This is a genomic window from Pseudomonas sp. SA233 (assembly GCF_054792385.1).
Genome location: NZ_CP096449.1, coordinates 1,076,140 through 1,096,210, shown reverse-complemented (window position 1 = coordinate 1,096,210; position 20,071 = coordinate 1,076,140). Strand labels below are relative to the sequence as shown.

At 63.3% G+C, this 20,071-nt stretch carries 21 protein-coding genes; 8 read left to right on the top strand and 13 right to left on the bottom strand.

The genetic code is table 11. The features are described 5' to 3' along the window. The first annotated feature begins 285 nt into the window (after nt 1–285). Nucleotides 286–498: a cold-shock protein gene (locus tag M1D87_RS05115; RefSeq protein ID WP_003257941.1), complete on the top strand. Its 213-nt coding sequence runs from the start codon at nt 286–288 to the stop codon at nt 496–498. Between the two features lie 91 nt (nt 499–589). Beyond that, nucleotides 590–1,078, top strand: a complete 489-nt coding sequence (locus M1D87_RS05110) for an RDD family protein (protein ID WP_015269077.1) — start codon at nt 590–592, stop codon at nt 1,076–1,078. A gap of 202 nt (nt 1,079–1,280) precedes the next feature. Here the strand turns inward: M1D87_RS05110 and lptG are convergent, their stop codons facing one another. The 3 genes from lptG to M1D87_RS05095 are packed head-to-tail and all read right to left on the bottom strand — an operon-like array spanning nt 1,281 to nt 3,737. Then, nucleotides 1,281–2,342 carry an LPS export ABC transporter permease LptG gene (gene lptG, locus M1D87_RS05105; RefSeq protein ID WP_015269076.1) on the bottom strand — a complete coding sequence of 354 codons (1,062 nt, stop codon included), beginning with the start codon at nt 2,340–2,342 and terminating at the stop codon, nt 1,281–1,283. Continuing rightward, the gene (gene lptF / locus M1D87_RS05100) at nt 2,335–3,450 is read right to left on the bottom strand and encodes an LPS export ABC transporter permease LptF (protein ID WP_015269075.1); all 1,116 of its coding nucleotides are present in this window, start codon (nt 3,448–3,450) and stop codon (nt 2,335–2,337) included. Before lptF ends, lptG begins: the two co-directional genes overlap by 8 nt. Continuing rightward, on the bottom strand, nt 3,447–3,737 hold the full coding sequence (locus M1D87_RS05095) for a hypothetical protein (protein ID WP_003257935.1): 291 nt from the start codon (nt 3,735–3,737) through the stop codon (nt 3,447–3,449). The genes lptF and M1D87_RS05095 overlap by 4 nt, the downstream gene beginning before the upstream one ends. A gap of 14 nt (nt 3,738–3,751) precedes the next feature. On the opposite strand from M1D87_RS05095, the gene M1D87_RS05090 reads away from it, so the two are divergent. The 5 genes from M1D87_RS05090 to rlmF all read left to right on the top strand — a co-directional run bounded on the left by M1D87_RS05090 (nt 3,752) and on the right by rlmF (nt 10,285). Further along, nucleotides 3,752–5,245 (top strand): leucyl aminopeptidase, encoded by a 1,494-nt coding sequence (locus M1D87_RS05090; protein ID WP_123083864.1) that lies wholly within the window; start codon nt 3,752–3,754, stop codon nt 5,243–5,245. 49 nt (nt 5,246–5,294) lie between these two features. Beyond that, nucleotides 5,295–5,726, top strand: coding sequence for a DNA polymerase III subunit chi (locus M1D87_RS05085; RefSeq protein WP_003257931.1), 432 nt, complete (start codon nt 5,295–5,297; stop codon nt 5,724–5,726). Between the two features lie 5 nt (nt 5,727–5,731). Beyond that, nucleotides 5,732–6,097, top strand: coding sequence for a hypothetical protein (locus M1D87_RS05080; RefSeq protein WP_013971096.1), 366 nt, complete (start codon nt 5,732–5,734; stop codon nt 6,095–6,097). Nucleotides 6,098–6,306: 209 nt separating this feature from the next. Next, nucleotides 6,307–9,153, top strand: a complete 2,847-nt coding sequence (locus tag M1D87_RS05075) for a valine--tRNA ligase (RefSeq protein WP_013971095.1) — start codon at nt 6,307–6,309, stop codon at nt 9,151–9,153. A gap of 178 nt (nt 9,154–9,331) precedes the next feature. After that, on the top strand, nt 9,332–10,285 hold the full coding sequence (gene rlmF / locus M1D87_RS05070; RefSeq protein ID WP_015269069.1) for a 23S rRNA (adenine(1618)-N(6))-methyltransferase RlmF: 954 nt from the start codon (nt 9,332–9,334) through the stop codon (nt 10,283–10,285). Nucleotides 10,286–10,335: 50 nt separating this feature from the next. Here rlmF and M1D87_RS05065 read toward each other — a convergent pair whose 3' ends face one another. After that, complete coding sequence (locus M1D87_RS05065) at nt 10,336–10,617, bottom strand: HU family DNA-binding protein (protein WP_003257928.1); 282 nt, start codon at nt 10,615–10,617, stop codon at nt 10,336–10,338. 370 nt (nt 10,618–10,987) lie between these two features. On the opposite strand from M1D87_RS05065, the gene yejK reads away from it, so the two are divergent. Beyond that, nucleotides 10,988–11,995: a nucleoid-associated protein YejK gene (gene yejK, locus M1D87_RS05060; protein ID WP_013971093.1), complete on the top strand. Its 1,008-nt coding sequence runs from the start codon at nt 10,988–10,990 to the stop codon at nt 11,993–11,995. Between the two features lie 122 nt (nt 11,996–12,117). Here the strand turns inward: yejK and M1D87_RS05055 are convergent, their stop codons facing one another. The 9 genes from M1D87_RS05055 to M1D87_RS05015 all read right to left on the bottom strand — a co-directional run bounded on the left by M1D87_RS05055 (nt 12,118) and on the right by M1D87_RS05015 (nt 19,977). After that, nucleotides 12,118–12,414, bottom strand: a complete 297-nt coding sequence (locus M1D87_RS05055) for a GIY-YIG nuclease family protein (protein WP_013971092.1) — start codon at nt 12,412–12,414, stop codon at nt 12,118–12,120. Next, entirely contained in the window at nt 12,407–12,883 is a 477-nt protein-coding gene (locus M1D87_RS05050; protein ID WP_024086345.1) for a nuclear transport factor 2 family protein, read from the bottom strand. The genes M1D87_RS05055 and M1D87_RS05050 overlap by 8 nt, the downstream gene beginning before the upstream one ends. Before the next feature lie 179 nt (nt 12,884–13,062). After that, nucleotides 13,063–14,343: a CynX/NimT family MFS transporter gene (locus tag M1D87_RS05045; protein WP_421091783.1), complete on the bottom strand. Its 1,281-nt coding sequence runs from the start codon at nt 14,341–14,343 to the stop codon at nt 13,063–13,065. A 13-nt stretch (nt 14,344–14,356) separates the two neighbouring features. Beyond that, complete coding sequence (locus M1D87_RS05040; RefSeq protein WP_013971088.1) at nt 14,357–15,007, bottom strand: FadR/GntR family transcriptional regulator; 651 nt, start codon at nt 15,005–15,007, stop codon at nt 14,357–14,359. Nucleotides 15,008–15,180: 173 nt separating this feature from the next. After that, a complete protein-coding gene (hisC, locus tag M1D87_RS05035; protein WP_013971087.1) occupies nt 15,181–16,227 on the bottom strand; it encodes a histidinol-phosphate transaminase in 1,047 nt (348 codons plus the stop codon). Between the two features lie 2 nt (nt 16,228–16,229). Beyond that, nucleotides 16,230–17,555 (bottom strand): histidinol dehydrogenase, encoded by a 1,326-nt coding sequence (gene hisD, locus M1D87_RS05030; RefSeq protein ID WP_123085229.1) that lies wholly within the window; start codon nt 17,553–17,555, stop codon nt 16,230–16,232. A 134-nt stretch (nt 17,556–17,689) separates the two neighbouring features. After that, nucleotides 17,690–18,325 carry an ATP phosphoribosyltransferase gene (hisG, locus tag M1D87_RS05025; protein ID WP_003257924.1) on the bottom strand — a complete coding sequence of 212 codons (636 nt, stop codon included), beginning with the start codon at nt 18,323–18,325 and terminating at the stop codon, nt 17,690–17,692. Nucleotides 18,326–18,448: 123 nt separating this feature from the next. Next, nucleotides 18,449–19,714 (bottom strand): UDP-N-acetylglucosamine 1-carboxyvinyltransferase, encoded by a 1,266-nt coding sequence (murA, locus tag M1D87_RS05020; protein ID WP_013971085.1) that lies wholly within the window; start codon nt 19,712–19,714, stop codon nt 18,449–18,451. 23 nt (nt 19,715–19,737) lie between these two features. Continuing rightward, nucleotides 19,738–19,977, bottom strand: coding sequence for a BolA family protein (locus M1D87_RS05015; protein ID WP_003255121.1), 240 nt, complete (start codon nt 19,975–19,977; stop codon nt 19,738–19,740). Nucleotides 19,978–20,071 lie beyond the last annotated feature (94 nt).

The window sequence follows — 20,071 nt, the reverse complement described above, 5'->3', positions numbered from 1 at the left end:
GGCGCCAGGCCAGGCGCCATGCCGTTTCCGACAAATCGGTCGGTTATCGGCAAACGGCCGATTTTCCATACGACCAAGGGCTTGTTTTTCGCTCGGGAGTTGGCGTAGAGTCACTGCACTGTGTTTGCATGGGTCGCAACAGTTCGTGACCTGGGCCAGTAGCCGCAATCTGCTACAACCCGTTCGACGTCTCTTACTTTCCTGCAACCCAGCCCAGTAATCTTTTGCTTCCTTTATTGCAAAAGAAACTGTCATCAAAATTCAAGCTTCATAGGAAATAAGACAATGGCTGAGCGTCAGAACGGTACCGTCAAGTGGTTCAATGACGAAAAAGGTTACGGCTTCATCACCCCAGAAAGCGGTCCGGATCTGTTCGTGCACTTCCGCGCTATCGAAGGTAACGGCTTCAAGAGCCTGAAAGAAGGCCAGAAGGTCACCTTCGAAGCAGTCCAGGGCCAGAAAGGCATGCAGGCTGACAAAGTTCAGGTCGCCGGCTAAGCCGAACCCGACTTCGAGAAAAGCCCCTGCCAAGTGCAGGGGCTTTTTTTTGCCCGTAGAATAGCGGCTTCGTCTTCTGGAGCCGTTTTGCATGTCCAAGCCTCTGCTCACACCCCAGGGTGATTTTCCTCCGGTCGGCCTGGGCCGGCGCCTGGCGGCAATGTTCTACGACTTCCTGCTGTGCACGGCGTTGCTGATCGTGACCGCAGGTGCCTACAAGATGATCCAGATGGCGATCATCGGCGAAGCCCGCATGCGCGAGCTGACCGAGGCTGGCGCTCTGGACGGCGACCCGCTGCTGTCGACGGTGCTGCTGTTCGTCCTTTTCGGTTTCTTTGCCAAGTTCTGGACCCATGGCGGGCAGACCCTGGGCATGCAGGTGTGGGGCGTGCGGGTACAGAACGCCGATGGCACGGCCATCAGCCTGTGGCAGGCGCTGCTGCGCTTCGTGGTGTCGATTGCCTCGTGGCTGTGCCTGGGGCTGGGTTTTTTCTGGGCGTTGATCGACAAGCGCCAGAGGGGCTGGCATGACATCTATTCGGAAAGCCAGCTGGTGCGAGTGCCTAAGCAGAAGAGATAAGTACAAGCTTCAGGGCAACCAATGTACCTGTAGGAGCAGCCTTGTGCTGCGAAGAGGCCATCACTGGCAACGAGAGTGTTTTGCCAGACCGGCCCTTTCGCAGCACAAGGCTGCTCCTACAAGTTCGCCGCAAGCCTACAGCTATTGGTCAAGCAGCAAAAAGACGACCCCGAGGTCGGCTTTTTTTGTACAGCTCAGGCCATCAACCTGCCCGGCGCAACAACCACACACCGGCCAGCGCACAGATGCCTGCCGGGATCACCACCGCCAGCAGCGGCGGGAAGCCGAACACCTGGCTCGAGGGCCCCAGCAGGTCCTGGGCGATGCGGAACACGAAGCCTACCAGTACACCGGTGAACACGCGCTGCCCAAGGGTTACCGAACGCAGCGGGCCGAAGATGAAGGAAATGGCCATCAGCACCAGCGCCGCGGTCACCATCGGCTGCAATACCTTGGTCCAGAACGCCAGCCAGTAACGGGCATTGTTCAGGCCCTGGTCGGACAGGTAGTGGATGTAGTCCCACAGCCCGGTGATGGACAGCGATTCCGGCGCGAGGATCACAGTATTGAGCAGTTGCGGCGTGAGCGAAACGTCCCAGCGCTCCTGCGGCGCGGTCACCACTTCGGTGTGGTCGCCACGGAAGAAGGTGGTGCGCACGTCGCTGAGCATCCAGTGGTCGTCCTGGTACTGTGCACGGCGGGCGAAGCTCGAGGTGACAATCTTGCGCTCGCTGTCGAAGCGGTAACGGGTCACACCCAGCAGCAGGCCGTTAGGCTGCACGGCGTTGATGTGCACGTACTCCTCCCCCTGGCGGTGCCACATGCCGCGCTTGGAGCTTTGCGCCTCACCACCGCCCTGGGCCAGGGAACGGTCGGCCTGGGCCTTGTTCTCGGTCACCGGCGCCACGTACTCGCCGATCAGCAGACCGACCAGCATCAGTACCAGCATCGGCTTCATCACCGCCCAGACGATGCGCCCGATGGAAACCCCTGCAGCACGCATGATGGTCAGTTCGCTGCTGCTGGCCAGGCTACCCAGGCCGATCAGGCAGCCGATCAAGGCGGCCATCGGCAGCATTTCGTACAGCCGCCGCGGCGCGGTCAGCAGGACGAAGTTGCCCGCCTCCATCACCGTGTAGGTGTCACTCAGGTCGCTCATCTCGTCGATGAAGGCAAACAGCGAAGCCAGGCCGAGGATGATCCCCAGCACGGCGAGGATGGCCAGCAGCACGCTCTGGCCGATGTAGCGGTCGAGCTTACCCATGGGCCACCTCCGCACGACGGGCGGCGCGCTTGAGGCGCAGCGGCTCCCAGTACATCAGGCCCAGGCCGATCAGCAGGAACAGGCCGTGGACCCACCACATGCCCAGGGCGATCGGCAGTTTGCCCTTCTCGAGGGCGCCGCGTACGGAAATCAGCATTGTCAGGTAGGCCATGTACAGAAGAATTGCCGGCAGCAGCTTGAGGAAGCGGCCCTGGCGCGGGTTGACCCGGGACAGCGGCACCGCCAGCATGGTGACGATGAACACCAGGATCGGCAGCGACAGCCGCCATTGCAGCTCGGCGCGCTCACGCAGGCCCTTCTTGCCGATCAGCTCGGAAGTGGGGATGGCTTCGCGATCGGTCACTTCCTCGGCGACTTCCGGCTTGGGCAGCAGCACTCCGTAGGTGTCGTACTTGATTGCACGGTAATCCGCCTGGCCCGGGTTGCCGTCGTAACGGTAGCCGTTTTCCAGCACCAGGTAGCGGTTGCCGTCGGCCTGGATTTCCTGGTGGCCTTTTTCGGCAACCAGCACCGACGGGGCGCGGTCCTTGGTCTTGTCCTGGTTGAAGCGCTTCTCGGAAATGAACACCCCGGCCAGGTTGATGCGGTCGTCCGACAGCTCTTCGGTGTAAGTCACCCGCGAGCCGTCGCGCAGGGTCTGGAAGCGGCCCGGCACCAGGGTGTCGAACTCGGTCAGGGCATCCTGCTGGGCGATGATCTGCTGCACCTGGGCAACGCCCAGCGGTGCCAGGCTCAGGCTAAGCCAGGCCACCAGCAGGGCGACCAGGGCGGCCGGCGCCATGGTCAGGCCCAGCAGGCGCTGCTGGCTCATGCCGGTGGCCGACAGCACGGTCATCTCGCTTTCCAGGTACAGGCGCCCGTACGCCAGGAGAATGCCGAGGAACAGCCCCAAAGGCAGGATCAGCTGCAGGAAGCCCGGCAGACGGAAGCCCATGATCAGGAACAGCACGCTCGGGTCGAGCACACCCTGGGCAGCCTGGGCCAGGTACTTGATGAAGCGCCCGCTCATGATGATCACCAGCAGCACGGCGCTGACGGCGCTCAAGGTCACCAGGACCTCGCGGGACAGATAACGAAAGACGATCAAACCAGACACTCCTGGGTTGTCAGGGCGGACTGCCAATCAATGGCGCCAGACAATGACTTAGTACAGCCAAGACCAATGCCGGTTCGCCAAAGGCGAACCTCCATGTAAAGTGCGCGCATTATCCTGTGATTGACCGCCCCTGTCACTTCGCCGCGCATGAAGGCGCATAACGGGGTTGTCAGCACGCTTGCCGCAGGCTCAAACTGGCAGCTTTTCCGCTGGCGCGCGACGACGCGGCCAGGCCCGTCCAGAGCGCTGGAATACACAGCGCCGACTGTATCGATCATTCGGGGATCCTGACATGGAACTGGTTGTAAAAAGCGTAGCTGCTGCATCTGTAAAAACCGCCACCTTGGTCCTCCCGGTAGGTGAAAACCGCAAGCTCGGCGCTGTGGCCAAGGCCGTCGACCAGGCCAGCGAAGGCGCCATCAGTGCCGTGCTCAAGCGTGGCGACCTAGCCGGCAAACCGGGCCAGACCCTGCTTCTGCAGAACCTCGCGGGCCTGAAGGCCGAGCGCGTGCTGCTGGTGGGCAGCGGTAAGGACGAAGCCCTGGGCGACCGCACCTGGCGCAAACTGGTCGCCAGCGTCGCCGGCGTGCTCAAGGGCCTGAACGGCGCTGACGCCGTGCTGGCCCTGGACGACATTGCGGTCAGCAACCGTGACGCGCACTACGGCAAGTACCGCCTGCTGGCCGAAACCCTGCTCGACGGCGAATACGTGTTCGATCGCTTCAAGAGCCAGAAGGCCGAGCCGCGCGCACTGAAGAAGGTCACCCTGCTGACCGACAAGGCCGGCCAGGCCGAGGTCGAACGTGCCGTCAAGCATGCCAGTGCCATCGCCACCGGCATGGCCTTCACGCGCGACCTGGGCAACCTGCCGCCCAACCTGTGCCACCCAAGCTTCCTGGCCGAACAGGCCAAGGACCTGGGCAAGGCGCATAAGGCGCTGAAAGTCGAAGTGCTGGACGAGAAGAAGATCAAGGACCTCGGCATGGGCGCGTTCTACGCCGTCGGCCAGGGCAGCGACCAGCCGCCACGCCTGATCGTGCTCAACTACCAGGGCGGCAAGAAGGCGGACAAGCCGTTCGTGCTGGTGGGCAAGGGCATTACCTTCGACACCGGCGGCATCAGCCTGAAGCCTGGCGCCGGCATGGACGAAATGAAGTACGACATGTGCGGTGCCGCCAGCGTGCTCGGCACCCTGCGTGCGGTGCTCGAGCTGCAGCTGCCGGTCAACCTGGTGTGCCTGCTGGCCTGCGCCGAGAACATGCCGAGCGGCGGCGCCACCCGTCCGGGTGACATCGTCACCACCATGAGCGGGCAGACCGTGGAAATCCTCAACACCGACGCCGAAGGCCGCCTGGTGCTGTGCGACACCCTGACCTACGCCGAGCGCTTCAAGCCGCAGGCAGTCATCGACATCGCTACCCTGACCGGTGCCTGCATCGTCGCCCTGGGCAGCCACACCACTGGCCTGATGGGCAACAACGACGACCTGGTCGGCCAGTTGCTCGACGCCGGCAAGCGCGCCGACGACCGTGCCTGGCAGCTGCCGCTGTTCGATGAGTACCAGGAGCAGCTGGACAGCCCGTTCGCCGACATGGGCAACATCGGCGGGCCGAAGGCCGGCACCATCACCGCCGGCTGCTTCCTGTCGCGCTTTGCCAAGGCCTACGACTGGGCGCACATGGACATCGCCGGCACTGCCTGGGTCAGCGGCGGCAAGGACAAGGGCGCCACTGGCCGCCCTGTACCCCTGCTGACCCAGTACCTGCTGGACCGCGCCGGCGCCTGACGCCATTGAGCCGGTGGCGCCGCGCGCGCCACCGGCCGGCGATACCACCATGAGCAAAGTCGATTTCTACATCCTGCCCACCGACTCGCTGTCGGCGCGGCTCGATTTCGCCTGCAAGCTATGCGAAAAGGCCTGGCGCCTCGGCCACCGGGTCTACCTGCATTGCCAGGACGCCGAGCAGCGCAACGAGCTGGACCAACGCCTGTGGCGCTTCAAGGGCGAGGCCTTCGTGCCCCACGACCTCGCGGAGGTGCATGCCGATGCCAGCGTGGCATTGGGCCTGGCCGCCGACAGTGCGGGCGACCACCACGACCTGTTGATCAACCTGGGCGCCGGCGTACCGGCCTTCGTCGGCCAGTTCGAGCGGGTGGCCGAAATCGTCGTTGAAGAGCCTGGCATCCGCCAATCGGCCCGTGAACGATTCCGTTTCTACCGTGAACAGGGCTATGCTCTGCAAGACCACCGCTTACAGCGACTTTGACGACGATGGACAAGCCCTCCCCCCTGCCCGATTCCGCCCATCTGCTCGATGACCTCGAGTCGATACGCCAGCTGCTTGGCGACGCCGACCTGCAACCACCGCTGCTGACCGAGACGGTGGAGCAGATCCCGTTGCTGCTGGAAGAAGCGCCCGGCAATCATGTGCCTGCGGCCGAACCGGTAGCTGCCGAACCCGAAGACGACCCACAGACCCGCCGCCAGGACACCCTCCTGCACCTGGAAAGCGAACTGCGTGCGGCGGCGCAGATGATCATGCAGGACGTGATCAACGATTTCACCCCGCACATCGAGAACGAGATCAAGCGCCGGCTGGATGCGCGGATCGAGCGGTTGATCAAGCGTTCCGAGTAAAACCGAAATTCGGCGGTGCCTTCTTCGCGGGTAAACCCGCTCCCACAGGACCGGCGCAAGTCTGAAAGCTTGCGCAGCTCCAGTGGGAGCGGGTTTACCCGCGAATAGGCCGTCCCTGCCTGCCAGATAGCAGCAGCTTGTCGCCTGCGGCCCCCAGCTTGGTTATACTTCCCGGCTTTCCCGAATAAATGCACAGGGTCCCGCCGCGCATGGATAAGACCTACCAGCCGCACGCCATCGAAACTTCCTGGTACAACACCTGGGAGTCCGAGAACTATTTCGCCCCACAAGGTGCAGGCGAGTCCTACACCATCATGATCCCGCCGCCGAACGTGACCGGCAGCCTGCACATGGGCCACGGGTTCAACAACGCGATCATGGACGCCCTGATCCGTTTCCGCCGCATGCAAGGCCGCGACACCCTGTGGCAGCCAGGCACCGACCACGCCGGTATCGCCACCCAGATGCTGGTCGAGCGCCAGCTAGAGGCCAAGGGCCAGAACCGTCATGATCTGGGCCGCGAAAAGTTCCTGGAGAAGGTCTGGGAATGGAAGGACCAGTCCGGCGGCAACATCAGCCGTCAGATCCGCCGTCTGGGCTCGTCGGTCGACTGGAGCCGCGAGCGTTTCACCATGGACGACGGCCTGTCCGAAGCGGTCAAGGAAGCCTTCGTGCGCCTGCATGAAGACGGCCTGATCTACCGCGGCAAGCGCTTGGTCAACTGGGACACCAAGCTGCACACGGCCATCTCCGACCTCGAAGTGGAGAACCACGACGAGAAGGGCCACCTGTGGAACCTGCGCTACCCACTGGCCGATGGCGCCAAGACCGCCGAAGGCAAGGACTACCTGGTCGTCGCCACCACCCGTCCGGAAACCCTGCTGGGTGACGCGGCCGTGGCAGTCAACCCGAACGACGAGCGCTACCAGGCACTGATCGGCAAGTTCGTCGAACTGCCGCTGGTCGGCCGCCGCATCCCGATCATCGCCGACGACTACTGCGACCCCGAGTTCGGTACCGGCTGCGTGAAGATAACCCCGGCCCACGACTTCAACGACTACGAAGTCGGCAAACGCCACAACCTGCCGCTGCTGAACATCTTCGACAAGAATGCCTTCGTGCTGGCCAGCGCGCAGGCCTTCAACCTCGACGGCAGCGTCAACGAGCAGGTGGACACCCGCCTGCCGGCCCAGTACGCCAACCTCGACCGCTTCGTCGCACGCAAGCAGATCGTCGCCGACCTGGATGCCCAGGGCCTGCTGGTGAGCATCGACGACCACGCGCTGAAAGTGCCGAAGGGCGACCGTTCGGGCACCGTCATCGAGCCGTGGCTGACCGACCAGTGGTACGTTTCCACCAAGCCGCTGGCAGAACCTGCCATCGCCGCAGTGGAAGATGGCCGCATCCAGTTCGTGCCCAAGCAGTACGAGAACATGTACTTCTCCTGGATGCGTGACATCCAGGACTGGTGCATCAGCCGCCAGCTGTGGTGGGGCCACCGCATCCCGGCATGGTACGACGAGGCCGGCCAGGTCTATGTCGGCCGCAACGAGGAAGAAGTGCGCGCCAAGCACAACCTGGGCGCCGACGTGGTCCTGCGCCAGGACGACGACGTACTCGACACCTGGTTCAGTTCGGGCCTGTGGACCTTCTCTACCCTGGGCTGGCCGGAACAGACCGAGTTCCTCAAGAAGTTCCACTCCACCGACGTGCTGGTAACCGGCTTCGACATCATCTTCTTCTGGGTTGCGCGCATGATCATGCTGACCATGCACCTGATCAAGAACGAGGATGGCACCCCGCAGGTACCTTTCAAGACCGTGTACGTGCACGGCCTGGTACGTGACGGCCAGGGCCAGAAGATGTCCAAGTCCAAGGGCAACGTGCTGGACCCGCTGGACATCGTCGACGGCATCACCCTCGACGCCCTGCTGGAAAAACGCACCAGCGGCATGATGCAGCCCAAGCTTGCCGAGAAAATCGCCAAGCAGACCAAGGCCGAGTTCCCCGAAGGTATCGCCAGCTACGGCACCGACGCCCTGCGCTTCACCTTCTGCTCGTTGGCCTCCACCGGCCGCGACATCAAGTTCGACATGGGCCGCGTCGAAGGCTACCGCAACTTCTGCAACAAGATCTGGAACGCCGCCCGCTACGTGCTGGACAAGGGCGAAGACTGCGGCCAGAACGGCGAGGCCTACGAGCTGTCGCTGGCCGACCGCTGGATCATCTCGCAGCTGCAGCGTACCGAAGCCGAAGTGACCCGCCAGCTGGAGCAGTTCCGCTTCGACCTGGCCAGCCAGGCGCTGTACGAGTTCATCTGGAACCAGTATTGCGACTGGTACCTGGAGCTGTCCAAGCCGGTGCTGTGGGACGAGAACGCCCCGGTCGAGCGCGCCCGTGGCACCCGCCGCACCCTGGTGCGCGTGCTGGAAGTGGCGCTGCGCCTGGCGCACCCGTTCATGCCGTTCATCACCGAAGAAATCTGGCAGCGCATCGCGCCGCTGGCCGGCATCGAAGGCAAGACCATCATGCTGCAGCCATGGCCGGTGGCCAATGAAAGCCGCATCGATGCTGCCGCCGAAGGCGACATCGAGTGGCTCAAGGAGCTGATGGTCGGCCTGCGCAACATCCGCGCCGAAATGAACATCGGCCCGGGCAAGCCGCTGCCGCTGTTCCTTAAGAACGCCAACGCCGACGACCAGCGTCGACTGCAGGAAAACGAAGCCCTGCTGAAGAAGCTGGCCAAGGTCGAATCGTTCACCGTACTGGGCGATGCCGACGAAGCGCCGCTGTCGGCCACCGCCCTGGTCGGTGACCTGCAAGTGCTGGTGCCAATGGCCGGCCTGATCGACAAGGATGCCGAGCTGGCGCGCCTGAACAAGGAAATCCAGCGCCTGCAGGGTGAAGTGGCACGCGTGGGTGGCAAGCTGTCCAACGCCGCCTTCGTCGACAAGGCACCACCTGCCGTGATCGAGAAGGAACGCGCCAAGCTGGCCGAGTCCGAACAGGCCCTGGCCAACTTCACCGAGCAGCATGCGCGGATTGCAGCGCTTTAATCACTAGAGAAAAGCTGGGGCCGCTTTGCGGCCCTTTCGCGACACAAGGCCGCTCCTACAGGGACGGCGCCGGTCTGAAGGGCGCCGCTATCCTGTAGGAGCGGCCTTGTGTCGCGAAAGGGCTGCAAAGCAGCCCTAGGCTCTATCAGCCACCGCTCGTATAGGGCTGGACACTGCCATGACCCCGAACAAACCCACCCTGCACCCGCGCAACCGCCACCAGGGCCGCTACGACTTCCCCAGCCTGATCAAGGCCCACCCTGACCTGGCGCGCTTCACCATCACCAACCCCCACGGCAAACCCAGCATCGACTTCGCCAACCCCGAGGCCGTAAGGGTGTTCAACCGTGCGCTGCTGAAGGCCCAGTACGGCATCCAGCACTGGGATATCCCCGCCGACTACCTGTGCCCGCCGATTCCCGGCCGCGCCGACTACATTCACGTCGCCGCCGACCTGCTGGCCGATGACAATGCCGGCGAGATCCCCAAGGGCGCCCAGGTGCGTGCGCTGGACATCGGCGTGGGGGCCAACTGCATCTACCCGCTGCTGGGCCACAGCGACTACCGCTGGCGCTTCCTTGGCTCGGACATCGACCCCGTGGCCCTGGCTTCGGCCAAGGCCATCGTCCAGGCCAACGGCCTGGGCAAGGCCATCACCCTGCGCCAACAGGCCAACCGTGCGCACATCCTCAGCGGCCTGCTGCAGGAGGGCGAACGCTTCGACCTGACCCTGTGCAACCCGCCCTTCCATGCCTCACGCGACGAAGCCACCCGTGGTAGCCAGCGCAAGTGGAAGAACCTGGGCAAGCAGGACCCCAAGCGCAAGCTGCCGGTGCTCAACTTCGGTGGCCAGAACAACGAACTGTGGTGCGAAGGCGGCGAGATCCGCTTTGTCAGCCAACTGGTCAGTGAAAGCGTGCAGTACGCCGAACGGGTATTGTGGTTCACCAGCCTGGTGTCCAAGGCCAGCAACTTGCCGGGGATCGAGGCTGCGCTCAGGAAAGCGGGCGCCAAGGCCGTGCGCATCAGTGAAATGGGCCAGGGGCAGAAGCAAAGCCGCATGGTCGCCTGGAGCTTCCACGACGACGAGGCGCGCCAGGCCTGGCACGCCGGGCGTAAAACCCAGGCATGAAAAAACCGCGTCCGGGCAAGCCGGGCGCGGTTTCGTCAAAGCTTCAACAATTACTTGTTGATGGCGTCGGTCAGCACTTTGGCCGGAACGAACTTGACGACTTTCTTGGCAGCGATTTCGATGGCAGCGCCAGTCGAAGGGTTGCGGCCGGTACGGGCAGGACGCTCAGCGACTTTCAGTTTGCCGATGCCTGGCAGAGTGATTTCAGCGCCGTTTTCCAGCTGGTCGGCAACGATCTGGCCCAGTTGCTCCAGAGCGTTCTTGGCGGTGGCTTTTGGCGCGGCGATCGATTCGGCGATGTCGGCAATCAGTTGGTCTTTGGTCAATGCCATGGTGGTGTTCCTTCCCTATCAAATTCGATGGTTATGCAGCGGACTACGACGTTATCGGGCCAGCCCCTGAAAGTGGAGGGCCGCGCCAATCGCGTATGTAGATACGCAAATCGACGTTTGGTTCGACACGACGACAGCACGCTGCCAGCAATGCGCCACACAAGGGGCGCAAGACCGCGCAAAGCTACCACAGGAGCAGATAAATATCCGCTGCACGCTTCGATTTAATGCAGGTTTTTCGGGGGTTTTAGCCCAAAACGCACAAAATTGAACAAAAAACGAACAACCGGCATTTCTGCCAACATCCGGCCACTGCATCACCTGATGTCTAGGGTAAACTGGACGACTTTTGCAGCTCGCCGAGAATTCCATGCCAATCCGTCATTGCATCGTTCACCTGATCGACAAAAAGCCCGATGGCAGCCCCGCCGTGCTGCATGCCCGCGATTCCGAACTGGCTGCCTCCGACGCCATCGAAAACCTGCTGGCCGACCTCAATGACAGCTACAACGCCAAGCAAGGCAAGGCCTGGGGCTTTTTCCACGGCGAGTCCGGCGCCTACCCGCTGAGCGGCTGGCTGAAGCAGTACCTGGACGAAGAAAAGGACTTTACCTCCTTCAGCCGTGTGGCCGTGGAGCACCTGCAAAAGCTGATGGAAGAGTCCAACCTGTCCACCGGCGGCCACATCCTGTTTGCCCACTACCAGCAAGGCATGACCGAATACCTGGCAATCGCCCTTCTGCACCACAGCGAAGGTGTGGCAGTGAACGCCGAGCTTGATGTGACGCCTTCGCGCCACCTCGACCTTGGCCAGTTGCACCTGGCGGCGCGCATCAACCTGTCGGAGTGGAAGAACAACCAGAACTCCAAACAGTACATTTCGTTCATCAAGGGCAAGAATGGCAAGAAGGTCTCGGACTACTTCCGTGACTTCATCGGCTGCCAGGAGGGCGTCGACGGCCCGGGCGAAACCCGCACCCTGCTCAAGGCCTTCAGCGACTTCGTCGAGAGCGAAGACCTGCCGGAAGAGTCCGCCCGCGAAAAAACCCAGACCCTGGTCGAGTACGCCACTACCCAGACCAAGCTCGGCGAGCCGGTCACGCTGGAAGAGCTGTCCAGCCTGATCGACGAGGACCGGCCCAAGGCGTTCTACGATCACATCCGCAACAAGGACTACGGCCTGTCGCCGGAAATCCCCGCAGACAAGCGCACCCTCAACCAGTTCCGCCGCTTCACCGGCCGTGCCGAGGGGTTGTCGATCAGCTTCGAAGCGCACCTGCTGGGGGACAAGGTCGAGTATGACGAAGCAGCAGGGACCTTGATCATCAAGGGCCTTCCGACCACCTTGGTGGATCAGTTGAAGCGGCGCAAGGACTGATGGCCCCAGGGCTGCTGCGCAGCCCATCGCCGGCAAGCCAGCTCCCACAGGTACTGCACAGGCCTGAGGTCTATGCAGCCGAAGTGGGAGCTGGCTTGCCGGCGATGGGGCGCGAAGCGGCCCTAATTAGCAGCCACTACTGCGCCATAGGAGGCCACCAACGCCTCCTTCGCCGACTTGCGCAGCCGCTTCACCAGCCGCTCCTGGCGTAACGCCTCGCCCTTGTCCGGCCATTGCTCCACATACACCAGCGCCTGGGCCGGGCTGGTCTTGAAGTAGCGCGCGCCCTGCCCTTTCTGGTGCGCCAGAAAGCGCCGCTGCGGGTCATCGCTGATACCGCAATACAGCGATCCATTGGCAGCCCTTACCAAGTAGACATACCAGGGTTTGCTGGCGGCAATTTCGACGGGCTCACTCACCCTGAGCCTGCTGGAATGCTCGCAATCCTTTGAACGCCTGCTGGCGTACCTTGTTCTGCACCAGCGGCGACCAGCCCAGCAGCATGCCAGGCACACCCAGCGCCTGCCGCGACCAGCGCCACAAGTCGAATTGGTCATCGTGCTGGCAGATCAGCCCGTCACGGATCACGAAACGCGCCTGGATATCGTTGACCACGATGCGGCCGGTCTGGCTGAACAGGTAGGTGGCCACCCAATGTGCGGCGCCAGTGCGTTCATCGGCGCGGACGTTGTCGAAGGTCAGGGTGAAGTCCTTGGCCCGGCTGGTGAGCATTCGCCACATGTCGCCTGCATCCTTGCCACGCAAGGTGCCGAAGACCGGGTCGCTGAAGACGATATCGTCGCTGTAGCAGGCGACCATGGCCTTGGCGTCCAGGCGCTGGAAGGCCTGGTAGAAGCGGGTGATCAGGTCGCGGTTGGCGTCGCTCATGTGGGCTGGTCCGTCCTGGGAGTCGAAAGCAGCACGATAATCTTCCCCGGTTGGTTATGCCAGTACCGGCCCTTTCGCGGGTAAACCCGCTCCCACAGGTACAACATGACTTCAAGATGTGTGCAATCCCTGTGGGAGCGGGTTTACCCGCGAAGAGGCCGGCAATGCCACATGCCCCTTCAGACTTTCTCGCTGCTCACCTGCACATGCAAAGCCCGCCCGGCCCCCAGGCCGAACACGATGGCACCCACCCCCAGCACGGCAAAAATCCACCCCACTGCCGCCCACCCCCCGGTCAGGTCATGTACCAGCCCCACCGCAAACGGCCCCATCGACGCCAGGGTATAACCCACCCCCTGCGCCATGCTCGACAGGTTCGCCGCGACATGGGCATCCTTCGAGCGCAGTACGATCAAGGTCAGCGCCAGGGCAAAGGTACCGCCCTGCCCCAGGCCCAGCACAACCGCCCAGCCCCACAGCCCGGAAAGCGGCGCATACAGGCAACCGAACAGGCCGGCCAGGGTAATCAGCATGACCAGCACGATCGCCAGGCGCTGGTCCTTGCCGCGAGTAGCCAGCCAGGGCGCAGTGAGCGAACTGACCAGCTGCACGATCACCGACCCCGACAGCACCAGCCCCGCCTCGGTCGGGCTCAGGCCGCGACCGATCAGGATCGATGGCAACCAGCCAAAGACGATATAGGCCAGTGACGACTGCAGGCCCATGTACAGGGTCACCTGCCAGGCCAGCGGATCACGCCACAGCCCACGCACACGATAGGCCACCTTGTGCAGGCCATGACGTTGGCGGGCCTGCGGCAGCCATACCAGCATGGCCAGCAGGGCCGGCAACATCCAGAAGCCAAGCCCCAGCGCCCAGCTGCCGTCGAAATGCTGGGCCAGGGGCACCGTGGCGCCAGCCGCCATGGCGGCGCCCAGGCACAAGGCCATGGTGTACACGCCGGTCAGCGTGCCAGCGTGCTGCGGGAAATCGCGCTTGACGATGCCCGGCAACAGCACGCCAATGATGCCGATACTGGCCCCGGCCATCAGGCTGCCGAGGAACACCCCGGTGGCCCCCAGGCTACTGCGCACGACAATGCCAAGCGCCAGGGTGGCGAGGATGCCGAGGATTACCCGCTCGCTGCCAAAACGCCTCGCCAGCCCCGGCGCCAAGGGAGCGAACAGGCCCAGGCACAGCACTGGCAAGGTGGTCAGCAAACCGGCCTGCGAGGCATTCAGCCCCAAGCCTTCGGACACCTGGCCCAGCACCGGCGCCATGCTCGACAATGCCGGGCGCAGGTTCAATGCCACCAGCACCAGGCCGAGCAACAACAGCCAAGGCCGCTGTATCTGTACCGGCTGCTGTTGGACCTGCTCGTCGTCAGCCTCGGCGTCGATCAGCAACTCATCGAGGTCCCGCTCGCTCGGTGGGGTGTTACGGGTGATGGAATCAGCCATGGCCTTCTCGGAGTCAGGATTCGATAAGGGTACGGCTCAGGCGCTTGGCCTGCTCCGCATCGCGTTGCTCGATTGCGGCAAGGATCTGCCCATGCAGGTCGAACGTGGCCTGGCAGCGCGGCACGGTTGCCATGTTGTGCTGCAGCGCGGCAGCCACCACCCCGGAAAAGTACCGGTACAGCTCACTCAAGGCCGGGTTATGGGCGGCATCTACCAGGCGCTGGTGAAACACCAGGTCGCAGGCCACATAAGCATCGATATCACCGTGAAAATGCCCGGCACTGTTGGCCAGGGCATCACGCAGCGCCTGAAGATCGGCGTCGGTTCGGCGCAGCGCGGCCAGGCCGATGGCCTCGGCTTCGAGGATGTGCCGGGTTTCACGGGCCTGCTCGGGCGTGCAGCGTGACATCGCCTGCACCGCCTGTAGCGGGTCCTGGGCCGTGCGCAGGTAGCTGCCATCCCCCTGGCGAATCTCCACCAGGCCACTGAACGCCAGCACACGCATGGCCTCGCGTACGGTGTTGCGGCTTATGCCCAACTGCAGGGCCAGTTCCGGCTCGGTCGGCAAACGCTGGCCAACCTGCCAGTCGCCCAGCAGGATGCGTTCTCGCATGCGCTCGACGGCCAGTTCGACCAGGGAGCGCTTGGTCAATTCGGTACTCATGAAACTCAACCAATCATCCGATGAATTGGCGCAGCATACGGGTGGGCAAAGTGTTTGTCATTTAAGAGAGCAGCGATTAAAAACCTGGCGCGATTTTTTTGTAGGAGTGGCCTTGCGGCCCTATCGCGACACAAGGCCGCTCCTACAAGGACCGCACAGGGCAGTGGATGGCGTCAGTTCAACGCATCGAGCAGCGCCTGGTTCATCTCTGGCGTACCGATGGTGATGCGCAGGAACTGGGCAATGCGCGGCTGCTTGAAGTGGCGCACGATCACGCCCTGCTCGCGCAGGCGTGCAGCCAACTCACCGGCATCGTGCTGCGGATGGCGGGCGAAGATGAAGTTGGCCGCCGACGGCAGCACTTCGAAGCCCTTGGCCCGAAGTTGCCCGACCAATACCTCGCGGCTGTCGATCACCTTGCGGCAGGTTTCTTCGAAGTACTCGCGGTCCTCGAACGCCACCGCTGCGCCGACGATCGCGGCACGGTCCAGCGGGTAGGAGTTGAAGCTGTTCTTGATCCGCTCCAGCGCTTCGATCAGGTCCGGGTGGCCAACCGCCAGGCCAACCCGCAGCCCCGCCAGCGAGCGCGACTTCGACAGGGTCTGGGTGACCAGCAGATTGTCGTAGCGGTCCACCAGGCTGATCGCCGTTTCGCCACCGAAGTCGATGTAGGCTTCATCCACCACCACCACCGAATCACGGTTGGCCTGCAGCAACTGCTCCACCGCCTGCAGCGGCATCAGGCAGCCGGTCGGCGCATTGGGGTTGGGGAAGATGATGCCGGCGTTGGGCTTGTTGTAGTCCTCGATGCGGATCTGGAACTGCTCGTCCAGTGCCACCTGCTCGAAGGCGATACCGTACAGGCCGCAGTAGACCGGGTAGAAGCTGTAGCTGATGTCCGGGAACAGCAGCGGTGCGTCGTGCTGGAACAGGCCGTGGAAGATGTGCGCCAGCACCTCGTCCGAGCCGTTGCCGACGAACACTTGTGCCGGCGTCACGCCGTAGTACTCGGCCACCGCCTGCTTCAGCCGGTCACCGTTCGGGTCCGGGTACAGGCGCAGGTTGTCGTTCAGCTCGCCGCGCATGGCCTCCAGCGCCTTGGGCGACGGGCCGTAGGGGTTTTCGTTGGTGTTCAGCTTGACCAGGCGGGCCAGCTTGGGCTGCTCGCCCGGCACGTAAGGCACCAGGTCCTTGACGAAGGGGCTCCAGAATCGACTCATGCTCAGTTCCCCTTCTCTTGGGTCAGAATGCGGTATTCAGCGCTGCGGGCGTGTGCGGTCAGCGACTCGCCACGGGCCAGGACCGAGGCGGTGTGGCCCAGCTCGGACGCGCCCTGCTCGGAGCAGAAAATGATCGACGAACGCTTCTGGAAGTCATACACCCCCAGCGGCGACGAGAAACGCGCGGTACCGGAGGTCGGCAGCACGTGGTTGGGCCCTGCGCAGTAGTCGCCCAGCGCTTCGCTGGTGTGGCGGCCCATGAAGATCGCGCCAGCGTGGCGGATGTGCGGCAGCCAGGCCTGCGGGTCGGCGACCGACAGTTCCAGGTGCTCCGGGGCAATGCGGTTGGCCACTTCCATGGCCTGCTGCATGTCACGCACCTGGATCAGCGCGCCACGGCCATTGATCGACTTCTCGATGATCTCGGCACGTTCCATGGTCGGCAGCAACTTGTCGATGCTGGCGGCAACGCGGTCGAGGAAGGCGGCGTCCGGGCTGACCAGGATGGCCTGGGCATCTTCATCGTGCTCGGCCTGGGAGAACAGGTCCATGGCGATCCAGTCCGGGTCGGTCTGGCCGTCGCATACCACGAGGATTTCCGACGGACCGGCGATCATGTCGATACCCACCTGGCCGAACACATGGCGCTTGGCGGTGGCGACGTAGATGTTGCCCGGGCCGACGATCTTGTCCACCTGCGGCACGCTTTCGGTACCGTAGGCCAGCGCGGCGACAGCCTGGGCGCCGCCGACGGTGAACACACGGTCGACACCGGCGATGCAGGCAGCCGCCAGCACCAGTTCGTTGACCTCGCCACGCGGGGTCGGCACCACCATCACCACTTCGGCCACGCCGGCGACCTTGGCCGGGATGGCGTTCATCAGCACCGACGATGGGTACGACGCCTTGCCACCCGGCACATACAGGCCGGCGCGGTCCAGCGGGGTGACCTTCTGGCCGAGCACGGTGCCGTCGGCCTCAGTGTACTGCCAGGAGTCCTGCTTCTGCCGCTCATGGTACATGCGCACACGATTGGCGGCCTTTTCCAGGGCTTCGCGCTGGCCAGGGGTAATGCGGGTCAGCGCCAGTTCCAGGCGCTCGCGACCGAGGATCAGGTCATCGATGGACTTGGCATCGACACCATCGAAACGCTGGGTGAATTCCACCAATGCCGCATCGCCACGCTCGCGCACGGCCTTGATGATGTCGAGCACGCGCTGGTTGACCGCGTCATCGGACACACTTTCCCAGCTCAGCAGATGATCCAGATGTCGGGCGAAATCCGGATCAGCAGCGTTGAGACGGGCAATTGCAGTGGACACGGTCATGGCGAGGGCCTCGATTATTGGCGAATGCTCAGGCGCCCTAGGCTACCAGTCCATCCGCGCGGGCACCCGAGAAAAATGGCTATGACGCGGATAGACGGGCGCGGCAGCGAAGGCCGCGCGCAGTCGGTAGAGAGTCAGCCGCGGTGTCGCGATTCGACCGCTCCGCGCAGCGTGTCGATCAGGCTCTGGATACGGGCGTGCTGCATTTTCATGGAGGCCTTGTTGACCACCAGGCGCGAGCTGATCGTGGCGATCAGTTCCTGGGGCTCCAGGCCGTTGGCACGCAGGGTGTTGCCGGTGTCGACCACGTCGATGATCTTGTCGGCGAGGTTGATCAGCGGAGCCAGTTCCATCGAGCCGTACAGCTTGATGATGTCGACCTGGCGGCCCTGTTCGGCGTAGTAGCGCTTGGCTACGTTGACGAACTTGGTAGCCACGCGCAGACGGCCCTTGGGCTCGGGTGCGCCGACCACGCCAGCGGTCATCAGCTTGCAACGGGCAATCTGCAGGTCCAGGGGCTCGTAAAGGCCCTGGCCGCCGTACTCCATCAGCACATCCTTGCCGGCCACACCCAGGTCGGCGGCACCATGCTCGACATAGGTCGGCACGTCGGTCGCACGCACGATCAGCAGGCGCACATCGTCCTGCGTGGTGGGGATGATCAGTTTGCGGCTCTTGTCCGGGTTCTCGGTCGGCACGATACCGGCCTCGGCCAGCAACGGCAGGGTATCGTCGAGAATACGGCCTTTGGAAAGCGCGATGGTCAACATTGGAACGTCGGTCCTTAAGCGGCTACTGCTGGCCGGGCGTCGAGCCCGACCGCATTCAATTCGTTAGGCACATCCTGTGAAAGCGGGCAAATCCCACCCCCACAGGATGCACCAGGCAGACGACTAGCCCGGTACGCGACGGATCTTCGCGCCCAGCATCTGCAGTTTTTCTTCGATGCACTCGTAACCACGGTCGATGTGGTAGATGCGATCGATCAGGGTATCGCCTTCGGCTACCAGCGCCGACAGCACCAGGCTGGCGGAAGCACGCAGGTCGGTGGCCATTACCGGGGCACCCTTCAGCGCCTTGACGCCAGTGACGATGGCAGTGTTGCCTTCGACCTGGATCTGCGCGCCCATGCGGTGCATTTCGTAGACGTGCATGAAGCGGTTTTCGAAGATCGTCTCGATCACTGCACCGGTGCCTTCGGCAATGGCGTTGAGCGAGATGAACTGCGCCTGCATGTCGGTCGGGAACGCCGGGTACGGGGCGGTACGCAGGTTGACGGCTTTCGGCCGTTTGCCGTGCATGTCCAGCTCGATCCAGTCTTCGCCAGTGTTGATGTCGGCGCCGGCTTCCTTGAGTTTTTCCAGTACGGCTTCAAGGATGGTCGGGTCGGTGTCCTTGACCTTGACGCGGCCGCCGGTCACGGCAGCGGCAACCAGGTAGGTACCGGTCTCGATACGGTCCGGCATCACGCGGTAGTTGGCCGAGTGCAGGCGCTCGACGCCATCGATGACGATGGTGTCGGTACCAGCGCCCTGGACCTTGCCGCCCATGGCGTTGATGAAGTTGGCCAGGTCGACCACTTCCGGCTCGCGCGCGGCGTTCTGCAGCACGCTGCGGCCCTTGGCCAGGGCAGCGGCCATCATGATGTTCTCGGTACCGGTCACGCTGACGGTGTCGAAGAAGAAGTGCGCACCGCGCAGGCCACCCTCAGGTGCCTTGGCCTTGATGTAGCCGCCTTCGACTTCGATCTTCGCGCCCATGGCCTCGAGGCCACGGATGTGCAGGTCGACCGGGCGCGAACCAATTGCGCAACCGCCAGGCAGGGCCACTTCGGCCTCGCCGAAACGGGCAACCATCGGGCCCAGCACCAGAATCGAGGCGCGCATGGTCTTGACCAGCTCGTAAGGTGCAACCAGTGTCTTGATGGTGCGAGGGTCGATCTCGACCGCCAGCTTTTCGTCGATCACCGGCTCGATGCCCATGCGGCCGAAGAGCTCGATCATGGTGGTGATGTCGTGCAGGTGCGGCAGGTTGCCCACGGTGACCGGGCCGTCGGCCAGCAGGGTCGCCGCCAGGATTGGCAAGGCTGCGTTCTTCGCGCCCGAAATGCGGATCTCGCCATCAAGGCAAGCGCCGCCAGTAATAATCAGTTTGTCCATTGGAATCTCGCCGCCACGTTGGCTCAGGTGCGCTCAGCCCAGGCTGCGCTGCTGAAAAATTTCATGGTTACCGCATGGATGCTGCCATTGGCGATCCACGGATTCAGGTGAGCATAGATCGCCTGCTGGCGTTTGACCGGGCTCAGGCCAGCCAACTCGTCGCTGATCACGTTCAACTGGAAGTTGCAGCCTTCGCCTTCAACTTCGACCCGGGAACCCGGCAATTTCTCTTCAAGGAAGCTTTTAACTTCTACGGCCTGCATGCTCAACCTCAATCGGCGCCCGATGCGCACGGGTCGGCCATCATACAAAAAAGCCCCTCGCCTGCGAAGCCCAACGAGGGCTTCGCTGACCGAG